Genomic DNA, 15,087 nt, shown 5'->3' with positions numbered 1-15,087 from the left:
AGGAGTCTTGTTACTTGGTACGGGCTTCTACTGGTGCTGGAGTGGTCTGCCAACGCTCCCCACAGTCCAGACATTTGCACTTGATTACTTTACGCTTTTCTAAGGCAAGACGAACGGCAAACAGGATAAAGGCACCGGACAGTCCGAGGAACAAAAAGATGACAGGAGTCCCTTTCACTGAAATGCCGATCAAGGCGAGCACTGCCAAAACCGCTGCATAAATGGTTATGTATAATGGCTTATTAATCGATTCCGTCAAATCGATTTTCGCAGAACGGCACTTCGGGCACTTTGGTTGTGCACTCATGGTATTCTCTCCCCATTTCTTGGATCATGTTCATCTTACACGAAAACAGAGAGGTACACTACACTGCCATGAAAATGTCGTTTTTCCTTTTCACTTTCTCTGTGAATGTCTATAATAATAGGACATTGTAGAGCATGAGGTGATGGTTACAGTGGATGACATCTGTGAAATCCAATGTTTTGATGAGGAAAAAGTAAATCGGTTAAAGCCGTTCGCCACAGAATCAGAAGGGGTAGCAAAAATCTTCAAGGCGTTGGCCGATGACACCCGCGCCAAAATCATTCACATCCTCTCGATGGAAGACGAGCTCTGTGTCTGCGATGTGGCTGCTATTATCGGAAGCTCGATCGCTAACACCTCCCATCATCTGCGGCTTCTGCGCAACATGGGACTGGCCAAGTACCGCAAAGAAGGAAAACTCGTATTTTACTCGTTGGATGATGACCATGTACGCCATCTCATATCTGCGGGGATTGAACACGCCAAAGAACAGAAAACGATTGTCCGAGCTACCTGATTGCTCGGGCTTTTTTGTTACTCCGGCATATTAAACATTTGATTAACCATGGCGGTTTACACTCGTTTTCCCGGTAAAACGCTGCCTGATCGCCTCTATTCCCACAAATATAAGGAAGTAACATATCGAAGCGAACACAAACACTGTTGCCTGCGGATAAAACAATGCAGCTTGCGGATCAACACTTATTAGCCATTGAAAAAGTACAGGAGCATAGCCGATGACAGCATATCCGGCGCAACGCACTGCATATTTTTTCCACCCGATTACGTGCGATCGATTCACTAGCCAGTCCACGAATACCGACAGCCATACGAAAACAATCAGGTTCATTGCCATGCTGATGAGCACGCCCAGCAAATACTCTTGTCCAAACCCGTACGGCGCGCTAGGATCACGATAAAGGTAGATGATCAACGCAGCATACAGACCGGTAAAGAAAGGGGATATGACTGCGGCAAGTACACGCGTGCCGATATTCATGGAAATCACTCCCTTGCTTTGCTTCGTTAAGATTCGTTTGTCGTTCGCGCAGTAGGATGTTCACCCGTCGGTAGACTGACCGTGACCGTTGTCCCTTCGCCTATACGGCTTTGAATGTGAATGCTGCCTTTTGCGACCTGCAAAATTTTTTGCACGATAGAAAGACCGAGCCCGCTTCCCGTCGCTTCCCGATTGCGTGACTTGTCTCCTTTGTAAAAGCGGTCAAAGACATGCTCCTGCTCTTCTTCTGACATGCCGATCCCCGTATCCCGAATGGTCACGACGATTCGCGTATCCTTCTGTATCGCAATGTAAATAGAGCCAGCCGTTGGGGTGAATTTGATACTGTTCGCAAGCAGGTTCATCCATACTTGATTGAGTAGCTGCTTGTCACCCACGATGAAGGTCTCCGGTAAGGTCAGCTCCATCGCGAGCTTTTTTTGTTGCCACTGCTGCTGCAAAACTAAGAGGACTTGCCTGATCTGCTCATCCAGACGAAAACGGGTCGGTTCGTACAGCCCGGTCTCTTTGTCCAGGGAAGCGAGCGTCAACAGCTGCTTGCTCAAGGAAGACAGACGTCTGCTCTCCTCTTCGATGATCGTCAAGTACATCTCCCGCTGTTCGCTTGTCACACCACCGCTGCGGATGGCTTGAGAAAAGCCTTGGATCGATGTCAATGGAGACTGGATTTCATGAGAGACATTGGAGACAAACTCTTGGCGCATCTCGTCCAGTTGTTTGAGTGACTCTGTCATTCTCGCAAAATGCATAGCCAAATCGCCGATTTCATCCCGGCGAGCGATGTCCAAGTGTATATCATACTGCCCTTCTGCCAGCTTTTTGGTCGCACGGCTTAGCTTCTCGATCGGCTTCACCAAATAACGGGTAAATACCAAAATCAGGATCAGGCTAAGGACAAACATCGCTGCCAGCAGCAAAGCAAACATAATGTGCACCTCGCCAAACTGCTGCTCAATATTTGGCCGTACAAACAGGGCGTACTTTTTCCCTTCTGCTATAAGCGGCAAGCCAATGCTGTTTGTCAACGTGTTTTCGAAAAATCCGGTCACAAACAAGCCGTGCTGTTCTTCTGTAATTCCTCTGTAGGTCTCACCCGCCAATACTTTTTGAACGATGGCAGGCTCTATCTGCTGGTCTCGAAAAGGTGCTCCGAACTGGCTTACTCCGCCATTCTCATCCACGAGATGCAACTGAAAATTCAAATTGCCGACATGGGTCATAAAGGCGGTCAGGTCGAGCGAGGATTTATGCTCGTACAAATCGATTATCTGCTGTCCGATACTCGTGATTTTTTGTTCATTATAAGCACGCAGGTTTCGTTGATAATACTCATTTGCCAACAAAAATCCAAGTGTGCCGCTGATCAGTACAATGGCGACGAAGGTAAAAACAACCCGAACGTAGAGAGATTTCACGTGCCTCGCACCTCCAGCTTGTAGCCTAAACCACGAACGGTAGAAATGACAAAGTCATTGGTTTTCTCCGTAAATTTCTCTCGCAGCCGCTTAATATGCACATCGATGGTACGACTATCGCTCTCCGTATCACTCCCCCACACGAGCTCCAACAGTTGATCCCGGGTAAAGATCCGATCAGGAAAACTGGCAAGCTGGGCAAGCAGTTCAAATTCCTTTAATGGTAAATGAATCAACTCTTCTTTCACCTTCACAACATGGCTGATACGATCGATGACAGTATCGTTTATGACAATGATTTGTTTGCTGACCATCTGATAACGACGCAGCAAGGCCTTGATGCGGTACAACAATTCGGTAGGCTCAAATGGCTTGGTCAAATAATCATCCGTCCCCGCCAAAAAACCTTTTTCCTTATCCCGTACCTCTCCCTTTGCCGTTAGCATGATGACAGGGAGGTCGTAAAATTCCCGGATCTCCCGGCATAGCTCCCAGCCGTTTTTGCCTGGCATCATCACATCCACGATGGCGAGCTGGACAGACTCGTGCTCTAACAGCTGCGAAGCCTCATTTCCATCCACACAAGCCAAGACGTTGTATCCCTCTTTTGCTAAGTAAAACCGCAATAGCTCACGTACGTGTGGATCGTCATCTGCAATCAGAATCGTCAGTTTCATCTAGCTGGCCTCCTTGTTACTCGCCCTCTGGTTCTCCTGCTTCATTATTTTGAATGATACTCACTTGTTTATCCTCCTGCAAATCGTCACTGGCTTGCGCCTATCTGCGCGGATCAATCGTAAAGAAGCAATATGAACAAGAGATGAACGAATACGGCTGGCTCTTGAAGACCCTTACACATTTGATTAAATCTGAGGGAAGCCTGCTCTTTTCCCGGAAAAACAACTGTTTGCACACACAAAAAACGGCAGACACTTAGGTCCGCCGCTCTTGTTACTCATTCGATTACTTGCGAAACTTCTCTGTAAACCACGCGGCCGAAGCCTCTACTTCCTTCACCGTTAGCTGATGACCATATGAATCCCAATGCACAGTCACGTCAGCACCTGCTTCTGTCAGTAGTTGGTTCAGCTCCTCCGTCTCTTGTGCAGTACAGATCGGATCATTCGTACCCGCTCCGATGAATACCGGGATAGCTGACATATCAGGCAGAGCGATCCCACGGCGTGGAACCATTGGGTGGAAAAGAATCGCCCCTTTTAGCGGAGTCGGGTAATGGAACAGGAGACTACCTGCGATATTCGCCCCGTTCGAATAACCGACTGCCACGATATTGTCTCGCTCGATCTGATACGTAACCGCCGCCTGATCCAAAAACTCATGCAGCTCCTGCGTGCGGTTGACCAAATCCTCTTCGTCGAATACACCCTCTGCTAAGCGTCGGAAAAATCGCGGCATGCCGTTTTCGAGAACATTCCCACGGACACTCAGAACAGAAGCGCCTGGATAAATGCGATTGGCCAGTGGCAAGAGGTCGTTTTCATCTCCGCCTGTTCCATGAAGCAACAACAGCGTTGGTGCTTTTGAATCGGTTCCTTTTCGAAAAATGTGCTTCAAATTCATGATTTATCTTCCTCCAACACTCTGACTGTAATCGGCGGCAAACCTTGCTCAATCTGGGCACGACGTGGTTCATACCACTCGGGGAGCATCAGTTTTTCACCCAGTGCCTCAAATGGCTCATCTCGTTCAAATCCTGGAGGATCTGTTGCAATCTCAAACAAAATCTCGCCTGGCTCGCGGAAGTAGATGGCGTTGAAGTATTGACGGTCGATAATATCCGTCGGATGGAGTCCGGATTGAGCCGCACGCTGCTGCCACAGTTGGTGATCCTGATCATCTACGGCACGCCATGCGATATGGTGGATTGTACCTGCGCCACCTACTCCTCTTGGTATCGGCTCGGCATTCACGTCAATGACATTGCCCAAATCGCCGTGAGCCTTGAAACGGACAAGGCCGTTTTCTTCGCCGACTCTGGTCAGTCCCATCAATCTCTCGAGAACATCCATAGTGTGGGCTGGAGCCATGCTGTACAAGATCGCTCCGCCGAAGCCTTTGATCGCCTTATCAGCTGGCACCCCGCCAAAGGACCATTTGCTCGCTGGACCGCCTTCACGTTCCACGATCTCCAGCTGTAAGCCGTCTCTGTCTGTAAATTGCAGATACGTTTCATTAAAACGCTCCACGCGGCGGTACTCGATTCCGAATTTTTTCAGTCGATCCTCCCAGAAGGAAAACGCCCCCACCGGAATCAAGAAGGTTGTATAGCCAACCTGCCCACCGCCAACGCGTCCGCGGCGACCAGTTTCCCACGGGAAAAAGGTGATTGCAGTACCTGGACTGCCGACCTCATTCCCGAAATACAGATGATATACATCTGGTGCATCGAAGTTGATCGTTTTTTTCACCATGCGCAATCCGAGAAACCCTGCATAAAAATCAACGTTATTTTGGGCGCTTGTTACAAAAGCTGTGATATGGTGAATTCCTGCTGTTTGCTGTGTCATTTTGAATTGCCTCCTCAAATTTATTATTTACTTGCTTGGAATGTGTTGTAGCTTACGAACTCTCCAACGGGCTTGCGGTACCCTCTGACACGCTGGCTGGATGTATCTTCTTTTCCAATCGTGATCATCAAAGCTGGCACAAAGCTGTCCGGAACCTTCGCTATTTCTTGCACCGCTGCCGGGTCGAATCCGATCATCGGGCACGTATCCCAGCCTTTATCCTTTGCAGCGAGCATGAACAACATTGCGGACAAATTGGCATTGCGGATCGCTTCATCACGCTTGAACTGCTCTCCTCCAGCCTCGTGCATTGCTCTGACAGAAGAATTGTTGTGGTCGTACTCGCGTTGATCCATGACTCCTAAATGAAGAAGGCCTTCATTAATGCGCTCTACACTTTGGTACGCTTCCTTGTCACCAAATACAAGCACAACTGCCGAAGCGGTCTTTACCTTATACTGTCTATATGCCGCTTCATATACACGCTCTTTGGCTTCTGGATCGATGACAACTACATAATGGGCATGCTGCAAATTGAATGCTGATGGCGCGAATTTGACCAGCGACATGATTTCATCGATCTCAGCAGGTGTTATCGTTACGTCCGTTAGAAACTTGTTTGCAGATCTTCTGTTTTTTACAAGGGTGGTGAATTCACTCATGGGACTTCCTCCTCGATTTTTTCTATCTCATTCATTTTTTGATATCTCAAATTAAAGATAATGGGTTTAAAAATGTTCCTGCTTGGGGAAGTAGGATGACGATGTTACGAAAATTAAATATCTTGAATTTAAGATAATTATAGGACGTGAATTGTCCCTTGTCAACAGCCTAAAGCCAGAAGAATGAAATCTCTTCCAGCCCAAGACTCTTTTCAGTTGGCGTACCAGTAAAGTGCATAATCGGTCATGACAGAAGGATACCCCATTTGGCGCAGCATCGCCGTTATATTTCCACGATGATACGTTCCATGATTGACCACTTGCATGATGATTTCTGCCAAGCTCGTATCTCGCACTCTCGTGTACGGATTATCAAGGACAATGCGTCGCTCCAAATCTTCATCTTGGCTGAGAAAAGCTCTGAATTGCTCGACCAGTTCGGCATACAACTGCTCAACTTCCTCCAAGCTTTTTCCCGTTAATTCCTTTTCCTTCTGCCATGCCTCATTCAATGCCGCTTGCATGTCCATCCCTTGCAATATGCGAATCCAGCCTTCGTCCACCATATAAATATGCTCCATCACTTTTGCTACTGTCGGGAAAACGCTTTGGACCTCCTGCTCGTAAACACCTTCCGGAAGCTCCTTTAAGCGATTGATTAACGTTTGATTCGCCCACGCGTGAAAGTCGTACATGTTTTTGGCATAGTGTGTCATGATAAAGCCCCCTCTTTGGTTCTTCGATAGCTCTATCATAGACCGGCTTCCCTGACAAATACGGTCAGTGATGCTTTCCGCTCCAGCCAAACTCTCATTTTTTCTAATGAAAACAGTTGTTCCATGTGGTGGACTCCTGGAGGAAACGATTCTTCATAGAGCGATTTTGCTACGGTAGTCGCTACCATTGCGGTCATGATGGACTGATCACGCCCAAAAAGCAGACACTCTACTGTCGCCTCTTCAGTTCCTCGTTTCCCGTGCTTCTACCTTGATGACAAAGCGAGATGAAAAATCAGCTCCTCGCCAAACTCACCCGCAAATCTCCATCCTTGATCGACTAGACCAGCCTTTTTATACAGTTGGATCGCTGGCGTATTCGTATGATGCACCGTCAACACGATTTCATCTCGCTCCGGGTAATGCACTCGTGCGATGTCAGCCAACTCATGGAATACTCGCAAGGCGTAGCCCTTCTTTTGATAGCGGGAATCAATCGAAAATGATTTGAAAATAATAGCCTCGCCATTTGGTGTGTAGGGATTGCCTGTGTGTGGTGTGAATAAGGCAAAGCAGCCGATTAGATGGCCTTGGTCGAAAACCACATAGGGCATAGATCCACGATCGTTTTGAGATGCTTCAATCACATCGACTGGCATAGATGTGTAGATCGCTTGTTCTTGCGGTAAATCGTAAGCCATGATCGAAGGGTAGTCGCTTTTTTCGTACGGTCTGATAATGAACATCTTGGTTCCTTTCTCTTCTTACGGAAAAATTCGCGACAGCCCGGTATGAATCTGTAAGCACCAGACTGCCACCGCCCCGAAGTTGATTCGTTTACTCGGCTTTTTATTTCTGCTCCCCTAATTTCTGATTCAGCTTTTCGAATGCCAATGCCAGCTCTTCCTTCGGGATCATCGCATACCGATCGCCAATACTTATCTCATAGGAGCTAGTCGATTCGTCGTCCTCTCTTACATAATGCGTGAAACCAATTCCTGTCTCTTCACTAAGAGAGACCATGATACGCTCAAGCTCTTCTTTCGGCAATTCTGCATGCACATGAAACATGTTGGATACAGGCACGGCTGGTCTCGTGGATATCCCCTGGCATTGGTTGTACCATGCTGCCAGTTCCTTTGCGTGCTCGTAATATTGACCGAATTTATGCTTTCTCTGCTCAAAATGGTATTCTGCCGTGACAATATACGGGTACAAACTAATCAGGTCCCCGCCATGGCGTCTTTTCCATACCTTCGATTGCTTCGTGAAATCTTCATCCCCAGCCAGGATCGCTCCGGCAATTCCGCCTATCCCTTTGTAAAAGGAAACGTACACGCTATCGAACAACGCGCATACCTCATCGGCTGTCTTCTCGTAAAACGGCAGGATTTCCATAAGCCGGGCGCCATCCAGATGCAGCCGAATTCCTTTTTCCCGACAATAACGGGAGATCGCCTCCAAATCCTCATACGTGGGTAGCTGTCCGCCAATCTCCCGCTGTGGCAATTCCAGCAACAGGCACGCGATATCGTCGTCCATGCCGAGAACATCGCCCAGTTCAATCACTCTGTCTTTATCCGCCAGCAAGACAGCCTCGATCTGATGCAGCTCCTTGAGCCCATCCTCCTCGTGAATCTCCAAGTGGCAGAGCGGATGATAGGCGACCTTTTTGATTCCCTTCTCATCGCACCAGATGCGTAACGCGATTTGTTGGGCCATCGTACCGCTGGGAAAGAATACGGCAGACTCTTTGCCCAAATATTCGGCCATCTTGCGTTGGAAATTCTCGATGAGTTCGCCTGTTCCGTACATATCACCCTCCATATTCCCGTCCACCCTTGACAGGACCTGCTGCAATTGATGGAGGTCTCTCTTGCTGTGCCCGGCGATTTGATAAGTGGTCTTTTTAAATACTTCTCGCAAGGTTTTCGTATCGTTCATTTTGGCAGGGCTCCTTTTGTTTCTCATCTTCAATGCTCCTTACTTTTTAAGATATCATATTTCACAAGCAGCTTATGTCGTTTGTTTTTTGACGTACAGTTGGCGATATTCACTCGGCGTCTTGCCCGTCATTTTTTTAAACAACGTGATAAAATACGGCGTATTCGGCATCCCTACCAATTGCGCAACATCCGCGATCTGGTTGTTCGAATGAGCCAGCAGCTCTCGTGCCCTTTCTATCCGCTTTTTCTGGATGTACTCCACAGGCGTCATATCCATGAGTCGCTTAAACGTTCGCTGCAAATGAAACGGACTGCCATGGCACATATCAGCCAAATGCTCCAACGTCAGCTTTTCGTTATAATGAGAATCAATGTACTGTGTAATTTGTGCCACCCACTCACGATCAGGCAACCTCTCTCCCGTGGGCTTGCAGCGTTTACATGGGCGAAATTCTTCCCGTAGGGCTTGGTTTGCATTTTGGAAAACCCGCACGTTCTCCCTCTTCGGCGGCTTCGACTTGCACGACGGTCTACAAAAAATCTTCGTCGTTTTTACCGCATAAAAAAATTGATCATCGTAAGACGAATCGTTATGAATAATGGCCTGCCATCGCTCATCGGTTACTCGTTCCTCCAACACATGTCCTCTCCTTTGTCATAGCCGTTATCGAATCGCTTGCTCTTACCGACAGTATACCCCCACGCTACATGATCCGTACTGCTAGAAGATTAAAATAGCAAGATAACGAAATGACAGGATAGCTTTTCTTGTTATAAAACTAGGAGGAAGACAGGAGGTTTTCACATGACAAGCGGTCTATCCCACTCGGCTTGGGTCGATAATAGAAAAGAATTAATCTTGTCCGTACCTACGGAATTCTGTTTTTCGCAAAATCTTCACTACTTGTCCAGAGCATCCAACGAATGCATGTTTCACATTCAAAACGGGCGCCTCTACAAAGCCATCCCGATTGAACAAGATTCACAAGTGGTCGAAATTCACGCAGAAAACGATCAAGGATTGACTGTGCGTTTTCTCAGCCCTTCGCTTCCCACTGAAAAAGTCCGGATGGAGGTTGCCCGCTATGTGCGAGATTGGTTCGATCTCGATCGAGACCTGGTTCCGTTTTATGAGCTTGCCGCAGGGGATGCTCTTCTACAGCAAGCCGTTGAAAAATTTTACGGGCTGCGGACTATGGGCATTCCCGACCTGTTTGAAGCGCTCAGTTGGGGAATCATTGGTCAACAAATTAACCTGACCTATGCGTATACCCTAAAGCGGCGGTTGGTAGAGACTTTCGGAAGACGAGTAGAGTTCGAAGGACAGACGTATTGGCTTTTTCCCACAGCAGAAAAAATCGCCGGATTATCCGTCGCTGATTTGGATGGATTGCGCATGACGATCAAGAAATGCGAGTATTTGATTGACGTCGCACAACTCATCGTTGAAGGGAAACTATCGAAAGAGCTATTATGGGACGGAGGAGATTATCAAACCGCGGAGAAACGTTTGACCCGTATCCGTGGGATTGGACCGTGGACAGCCAACTATGTGCTCATGCGCTGTCTGCGAATGCCCTCTGCTTTTCCCATTGATGATGTCGGCCTGCACAATGCGATCAAATTTTTACTAGGCAAAGAAAAAAAGCCGACAAAAGCAGAAATACGAGAGCTGTCCAAGGCTTGGACGAATTGGGAGTCGTACGCTACTTTTTATTTATGGCGTTTTCTTTATTAATCAAAGGAGGTTCTATCCTATGCTAAAAATAGGTTCGCACGTATCATTCTCCGGTAAAGGACTGCTGAATGCCGCCCAAGAAGCAGCCACCTACGGCTCGAGTACCTTTATGATCTACACGGGTGCACCGCAGAACACCCGCCGCAAACCGATCGAGGACCAATACATTACGGAAGGCAAAGAAGTCATGGCCAAGCAGGGCGTGGATGAGATTGTCGTACATGCCCCGTACATTATCAACTTGGGCTCTTACAAGGACGATACCTATGAACTCGCTGTCCGTTTTCTGCAAGAAGAGATTCGCCGGACCGACTACATTGGCGTCAAAAATATCGTGCTCCACCCTGGCGCCTACACGGATAAGGATGCAGAGTATGGCATCGCCCGGATCGCGGAAGGCTTGAATGAAGTTCTGGCAGGCGTAAAAGACACCGATGTAAAAATCGCGTTGGAGACGATGGCGGGCAAAGGGACGGAAATCGGTCGCAGCTTTGAGGAAATCGCGGCCATCATCGAGAAAGTAGAAGACAACAGCAGGCTGACCGTCTGCATGGATACTTGCCACATTCACGATGCTGGCTATGATATCGTCAACGACTTCGATGGCGTCCTGGACCAGTTTGACCGGACAATCGGCTTGGACCGTCTCGCCGTCGTTCACTTGAATGACAGCAAAAACTTCCGCGGGGCAGGCAAAGACCGCCATGCGCCAATCGGTGCGGGACTCATCGGCTTTGATGCGATGAATTACATCGTGAACCACGAGAAAATCCGCCACCTGCCGCTTGTACTGGAGACACCTTGGATCAGCAAGGAAAAAGGCAACGAGCGTCCGATGTACGAAGCAGAAATCGCCCTCCTGCGCGGGGAAGTGGACAAGCGCTTCGGCGACGAATTCATGGACCATGTGGAGCGCCTCGATTTCTTTTTCCGCAAACAAGATGTCACCAGACGCGAGTATGTGGTTGGGATTTGGGAGTTGCTCAAAAACGACGCGAAGGCAAAGAAAGCGGATGGCCGCGAGCCAATGGAGCGTCTGTACGATATGGTGAAGGAAGCGAGATTGTTCCCGGAGCTCACCGAAGAGCAGATTAACCACCGCTTGACTGCCTACTTCGCGATTCCGAAATTCTCGTAAGGTAAGAACACTTCATGTAGGCTGACTGACTGTGGCTTCCTCCTTTTGGAGCGAAAACGACACATTACCAATAGAGGGGGAGCCATATGCCTACACCGAAAAAGCCAGCACCTCAAGATGCTGACTCTGCCAAAACATACACCCTGCTCGGAGCTGATCGCTCTTTTTATCAGAGTGATTCTCCGGGTACATTGGGGGGCTATCGTCCACGCAAAATATACGGACGACTGGATTGCCCCTCTGCCATCAGAGCCATTACGCGAGGCGGTTATGTGCGCCATCGCGTATTTTTTGCGGATGAAGCTACCGCTATTGCTGCGGGGTATCGACCTTGTGCTGTTTGTTTACGAGAAAAATATTTGTTGTGGAAAGCCCCTCCCCTTTAAGGTTTTAGAATACCTGCGGGGATTCGATAGAGTACATAGTTGCCCGTCCACATTTGTGTCGTAATGACCATCTTCTCTTTTCCCCGTTCAAAGAAGTATCCGGCCCCTTCTTGTTGGATGAAGGTCCAGCCTGTTTCTGTCACCGCTCGTCTCATCGCTTCCGCCGCTGTAGCTTGATTCGCTTGCGGCCCATATCCATACCAATCGACGTTTCCCTCCGTTGTCAATTTGACGATTTTTCCCTTGTTTTCACCCAACAGCTCCGTCACTTCTTTTTTGGACTTGGATTCGAATGGCAATGCAGGATACCCGATCAGAGAAACATTCGCGATCATGATAAAACAAAAGCCCAAGAAGAATAGGAGGAAAAGAACCTTCGCGCTCTGGTTCATGCCCATACGACTTACTCCTCTTCCTCAAAAATCGCGACAGGACGCGCCCATCCCGCGCTCGCTCCTTTCACTTTTACAGGAAACACAGAGACGGTAAACCCGTAGGGTCTCGGCAATTGTTCCAAATTCGCCAGCTTTTCAATCTGGCAATACTCTTTCTCTTTTCCCACATAGTGAGCTGCCCATAAAACACCATCGCGCGGGTTTTGTTTATAATCAGCGGCTTGAACGGAAAACGGGATATCCCATCCCCACCCATCGGTTCCCATGACTTTGATTCCTTGATCGATCAACCAATGTGTCGCTTCGGCGGATACTCCGGCATGTGATTGAAAATAGTGCTCCTCATAGTATCTTTTATCCGCGCCCGTCCTGATCAGGACAATATCGAACGGTTTCAGTTCGTATTCGATTTGTGCGAGCTTCTGTTTTACATCATTCACCGTGATCTCATAGCCAGACGGCTTTTCACTAAAATCAAGCAGAACACCATCTCCGTAGAACCACTCCAACGGCAACTGATCAATCGTTTTCGCCGGCTCTCCCTCAGAAGTAGGCCAGTAATGCCAAGGCGCATCGACATGTGTCCCCGTATGTGTTGTGAGTGTCACCGTTTCACTCGCCCATGCCTTCTGTTCGGGAAAATCCGTTGGTTGCAATCCGAAGTACTGCGCGGCTTGGACAGCCCCTTCTTCATGACTACTGTATTGAATCTCAGGTGGAAACGGTTCTTTTGCCAGATGATCAAGAGGCACACTCAGATCAACGAACCGACGTGCTTTTCTATTCATAGCAGGATTCCCTTCTTTCGCATTTGGAATTTTCTGTATCCTCGATCATTATTACTGTACTACCCGCCTTCCACCAGCGTCAAATGAACACAAGCAAAAAGCCAGTACCTCGTCGTCTATGCGGGTACTGGCCTTTTTCATGGAAATTCTATGGGAATTTGCACTTCTACATACGTATCGCCCCCAAGTGGGGATTGCAGATAGTTTTCTCTGCCTGGCTGATCTTTTTTGATCCGGTATTGATTGCGCTCTATCCATTTTGCCAAGTCAATACAGGCCGTAGAAGGAACGAATGGCTCTACACGTTGGACCAGGGTGGCCATCATCGGCTCCTCTGGCAGCATACGTATTTCCAGCATATCGGATGGCAAGGGAATGTCCTGCTTGAGTACATAGCCGATCTCCAATTCGAATGCCGTCTCGTCTCGCTCCGACTCCTTCCACAAAACGATGGGAGAAAGCATCCATCTCTGCTGCTTGCCTGCGTGTTGAGACAGCCGCTCGAAAAGCATCGGAATCTCTTCTACCGTACCTTCTGAACGAAACGAGACAACTTTTTGGGCTTCGACTCGTTTAAATACAACCTCTTGTGCTACATACCCCTTTTGCTCGATCGACAGCAGACGCTCCTTGATTCGATTCAATCGTGCTTGCTCCTCCTCAAGCAGCTGTTCCATTGCTCTTTCTTTTTGCCTGAATATGCCTTGTAGTTGCTCCGGAGACATCTCTTCATGCAGCAATTGCTGAATTTGTTGCAACGTAAATCCCAAGTCCTTGTACATGAGGATTCGATTCAGCGTAACCAATTGCTCTGCTGCATAAAACCGATAGCCAGTTTCTTTGTCGATATCCGCTGGCTTCAAAATGCCAATTTGATCATAAAAACGAAGCGTCTTTAAGGACACTCTGCTCAATCGGGAAAATTCACTGATCTTAAACATGGAAAGACCCCAATCTATCATTCCCTTGACTTTCCCCTGTACGGGAACGTTTATAGTTGAAAAAAATCATGCTTACAAAGGAGCAATGCGAGATGGATTACGACATTTTTCACTTGGGAGATGTCCGCTTGCAGTCAGGAGTGACACTACCTCATGCATTTATTGCTTACAAAACCTATGGTACACTCAACGCCGCCAAGGATAACGTCATTATATTTCCTACATCGTTTGGAGACCAGCATTACCAAAACGAATGGCTCATCGGGGAAGATAAGGCTTTGAACACGAATCAATATTTTATCATCATTCCCAATATGCTCGGCAACGGGCTATCGTCCTCCCCGAGCAACACAGCCAACCCGTATGATCGAGCCCATTTTCCACACGTTACGATCTACGATAATGTCGCTCTTCAGCATCGACTCATTACAGAGAGGTTTGGCATCAAAAAAATTGCGCTGGCAACCGGCTGGTCGATGGGGGCCATCCAGGCTTTTCATTGGGCGGCGATCTACCCAGATATGGTCGAAAGATTGGCTCCTTTTGCCGGAACCGCAAAAACATGGCCGCATAACATCGTCTTGATCGAAGGCATCCGAGCAGCATTACTGGCCGATGCAGCTTGGAATAACGGGCAGTATACGGCATCTCCCGAGGTTGGCTTACGTACCTTGGGGCGCGTTTATGCGAGTTGGGGGTTTTCACAGCCATTTTACCGCGAGGAATGCTATAAAGCTTTGGGCTATGAGACTCTTTCCGAATTTATCTCGGAATTTTGGGAGGAAAGCTTTGTTCCTTCGGATGCAAACGATTTGCTGGCGATGATGTGGACGTGGCAGCATGCCGACATTAGCCAAAATGATAAGTACAAGGGAGACTTTGAGGCGGCGCTACGAAGCATCCGGGCACGAACGGTTGTGATGCCTGTACGGACTGATTTGTATTTCACGCCAGAAGACAGTGAATATGAGACGAAGCACATCCCTAACGCTACCTTTAAGCCAATTGAATCAATCTGGGGACACTTGGCTGGGTTTGGACTTAACCCTGTCGATACCGCGTTTATTGATAACAGCTTAAAAGAACTGTTGGCGACAAACTGAAAA

At 48.1% G+C, this 15,087-nt stretch carries 19 protein-coding genes; 5 read left to right on the top strand and 14 right to left on the bottom strand.

All coding sequences use genetic code 11. From position 1 onward, the window contains the following. Positions 1–10: 10 nt before the first annotated feature. The gene (locus HP567_RS04535) at positions 11–307 is read right to left on the bottom strand and encodes a hypothetical protein (protein ID WP_173612409.1); all 297 of its coding nucleotides are present in this window, start codon (positions 305–307) and stop codon (positions 11–13) included. Positions 308–449: 142 nt separating this feature from the next. Between HP567_RS04535 and HP567_RS04530 the strand changes: the two genes are divergently transcribed. Further along, positions 450–824 (top strand): ArsR/SmtB family transcription factor, encoded by a 375-nt coding sequence (locus tag HP567_RS04530; protein WP_035290894.1) that lies wholly within the window; start codon positions 450–452, stop codon positions 822–824. A gap of 42 nt (positions 825–866) precedes the next feature. Here the strand turns inward: HP567_RS04530 and HP567_RS04525 are convergent, their stop codons facing one another. The 10 genes from HP567_RS04525 to HP567_RS04480 all read right to left on the bottom strand — a co-directional run bounded on the left by HP567_RS04525 (position 867) and on the right by HP567_RS04480 (position 9,235). Then, positions 867–1,307, bottom strand: a complete 441-nt coding sequence (locus HP567_RS04525; protein WP_173612410.1) for a hypothetical protein — start codon at positions 1,305–1,307, stop codon at positions 867–869. A gap of 26 nt (positions 1,308–1,333) precedes the next feature. Beyond that, positions 1,334–2,743, bottom strand: coding sequence for a sensor histidine kinase (locus HP567_RS04520; protein WP_173612411.1), 1,410 nt, complete (start codon positions 2,741–2,743; stop codon positions 1,334–1,336). After that, entirely contained in the window at positions 2,740–3,420 is a 681-nt protein-coding gene (locus HP567_RS04515) for a response regulator transcription factor (RefSeq protein ID WP_173612412.1), read from the bottom strand. The genes HP567_RS04520 and HP567_RS04515 overlap by 4 nt, the downstream gene beginning before the upstream one ends. Before the next feature lie 286 nt (positions 3,421–3,706). Next, entirely contained in the window at positions 3,707–4,324 is a 618-nt protein-coding gene (locus HP567_RS04510; RefSeq protein WP_173612413.1) for an alpha/beta hydrolase, read from the bottom strand. Continuing rightward, the gene (locus tag HP567_RS04505) at positions 4,321–5,271 is read right to left on the bottom strand and encodes a ring-cleaving dioxygenase (RefSeq protein ID WP_173612414.1); all 951 of its coding nucleotides are present in this window, start codon (positions 5,269–5,271) and stop codon (positions 4,321–4,323) included. The genes HP567_RS04510 and HP567_RS04505 overlap by 4 nt, the downstream gene beginning before the upstream one ends. 23 nt (positions 5,272–5,294) lie before the next feature. Beyond that, positions 5,295–5,933 carry a nitroreductase family protein gene (locus HP567_RS04500; protein WP_087349231.1) on the bottom strand — a complete coding sequence of 213 codons (639 nt, stop codon included), beginning with the start codon at positions 5,931–5,933 and terminating at the stop codon, positions 5,295–5,297. A gap of 212 nt (positions 5,934–6,145) precedes the next feature. Continuing rightward, positions 6,146–6,649, bottom strand: a complete 504-nt coding sequence (locus HP567_RS04495) for a DinB family protein (protein WP_173612415.1) — start codon at positions 6,647–6,649, stop codon at positions 6,146–6,148. Between the two features lie 266 nt (positions 6,650–6,915). Next, positions 6,916–7,395: a GNAT family N-acetyltransferase gene (locus HP567_RS04490; RefSeq protein WP_173612416.1), complete on the bottom strand. Its 480-nt coding sequence runs from the start codon at positions 7,393–7,395 to the stop codon at positions 6,916–6,918. 103 nt (positions 7,396–7,498) lie between these two features. After that, the gene (locus HP567_RS04485; protein ID WP_173612417.1) at positions 7,499–8,593 is read right to left on the bottom strand and encodes a threonine aldolase family protein; all 1,095 of its coding nucleotides are present in this window, start codon (positions 8,591–8,593) and stop codon (positions 7,499–7,501) included. Positions 8,594–8,665: 72 nt separating this feature from the next. Further along, positions 8,666–9,235 carry a bifunctional transcriptional activator/DNA repair enzyme AdaA gene (locus tag HP567_RS04480; protein WP_173612418.1) on the bottom strand — a complete coding sequence of 190 codons (570 nt, stop codon included), beginning with the start codon at positions 9,233–9,235 and terminating at the stop codon, positions 8,666–8,668. Positions 9,236–9,400: 165 nt separating this feature from the next. Here HP567_RS04480 and HP567_RS04475 point away from each other — a divergent pair, with 165 nt between their 5' ends. From HP567_RS04475 to HP567_RS04465, 3 genes are all read left to right on the top strand, one after another. After that, positions 9,401–10,333 (top strand): DNA-3-methyladenine glycosylase 2, encoded by a 933-nt coding sequence (locus HP567_RS04475; protein ID WP_173612419.1) that lies wholly within the window; start codon positions 9,401–9,403, stop codon positions 10,331–10,333. Positions 10,334–10,352: 19 nt separating this feature from the next. Then, on the top strand, positions 10,353–11,471 hold the full coding sequence (locus HP567_RS04470) for a deoxyribonuclease IV (protein ID WP_173612420.1): 1,119 nt from the start codon (positions 10,353–10,355) through the stop codon (positions 11,469–11,471). Positions 11,472–11,557: 86 nt separating this feature from the next. Continuing rightward, entirely contained in the window at positions 11,558–11,857 is a 300-nt protein-coding gene (locus tag HP567_RS04465; RefSeq protein WP_173612421.1) for an Ada metal-binding domain-containing protein, read from the top strand. Here HP567_RS04465 and HP567_RS04460 read toward each other — a convergent pair. From HP567_RS04460 to HP567_RS04450, 3 genes are all read right to left on the bottom strand, one after another. Next, entirely contained in the window at positions 11,854–12,255 is a 402-nt protein-coding gene (locus tag HP567_RS04460; RefSeq protein WP_173612422.1) for a hypothetical protein, read from the bottom strand. The two genes, HP567_RS04465 and HP567_RS04460, sit on opposite strands and share 4 nt — an antisense overlap. Before the next feature lie 5 nt (positions 12,256–12,260). Next, entirely contained in the window at positions 12,261–13,040 is a 780-nt protein-coding gene (locus HP567_RS04455) for a cyclase family protein (protein ID WP_173612423.1), read from the bottom strand. 137 nt (positions 13,041–13,177) lie between these two features. Beyond that, positions 13,178–13,981 (bottom strand): MerR family transcriptional regulator, encoded by an 804-nt coding sequence (locus HP567_RS04450; protein ID WP_173612424.1) that lies wholly within the window; start codon positions 13,979–13,981, stop codon positions 13,178–13,180. 92 nt (positions 13,982–14,073) lie between these two features. Here HP567_RS04450 and HP567_RS04445 point away from each other — a divergent pair, with 92 nt between their 5' ends. Next, positions 14,074–15,084 carry an alpha/beta fold hydrolase gene (locus tag HP567_RS04445; RefSeq protein WP_173612425.1) on the top strand — a complete coding sequence of 337 codons (1,011 nt, stop codon included), beginning with the start codon at positions 14,074–14,076 and terminating at the stop codon, positions 15,082–15,084. The last annotated feature ends 3 nt before the right edge of the window (positions 15,085–15,087 follow it).

Origin of the sequence: Brevibacillus sp. M2.1A, from assembly GCF_013284355.2 — a bacterium.
Taxonomy (GTDB): domain Bacteria; phylum Bacillota; class Bacilli; order Brevibacillales; family Brevibacillaceae; genus Brevibacillus.
The sequence above is the reverse complement of the archived record's forward strand: the minus strand, read 5'-3'. Positions and strand labels throughout refer to the sequence as shown.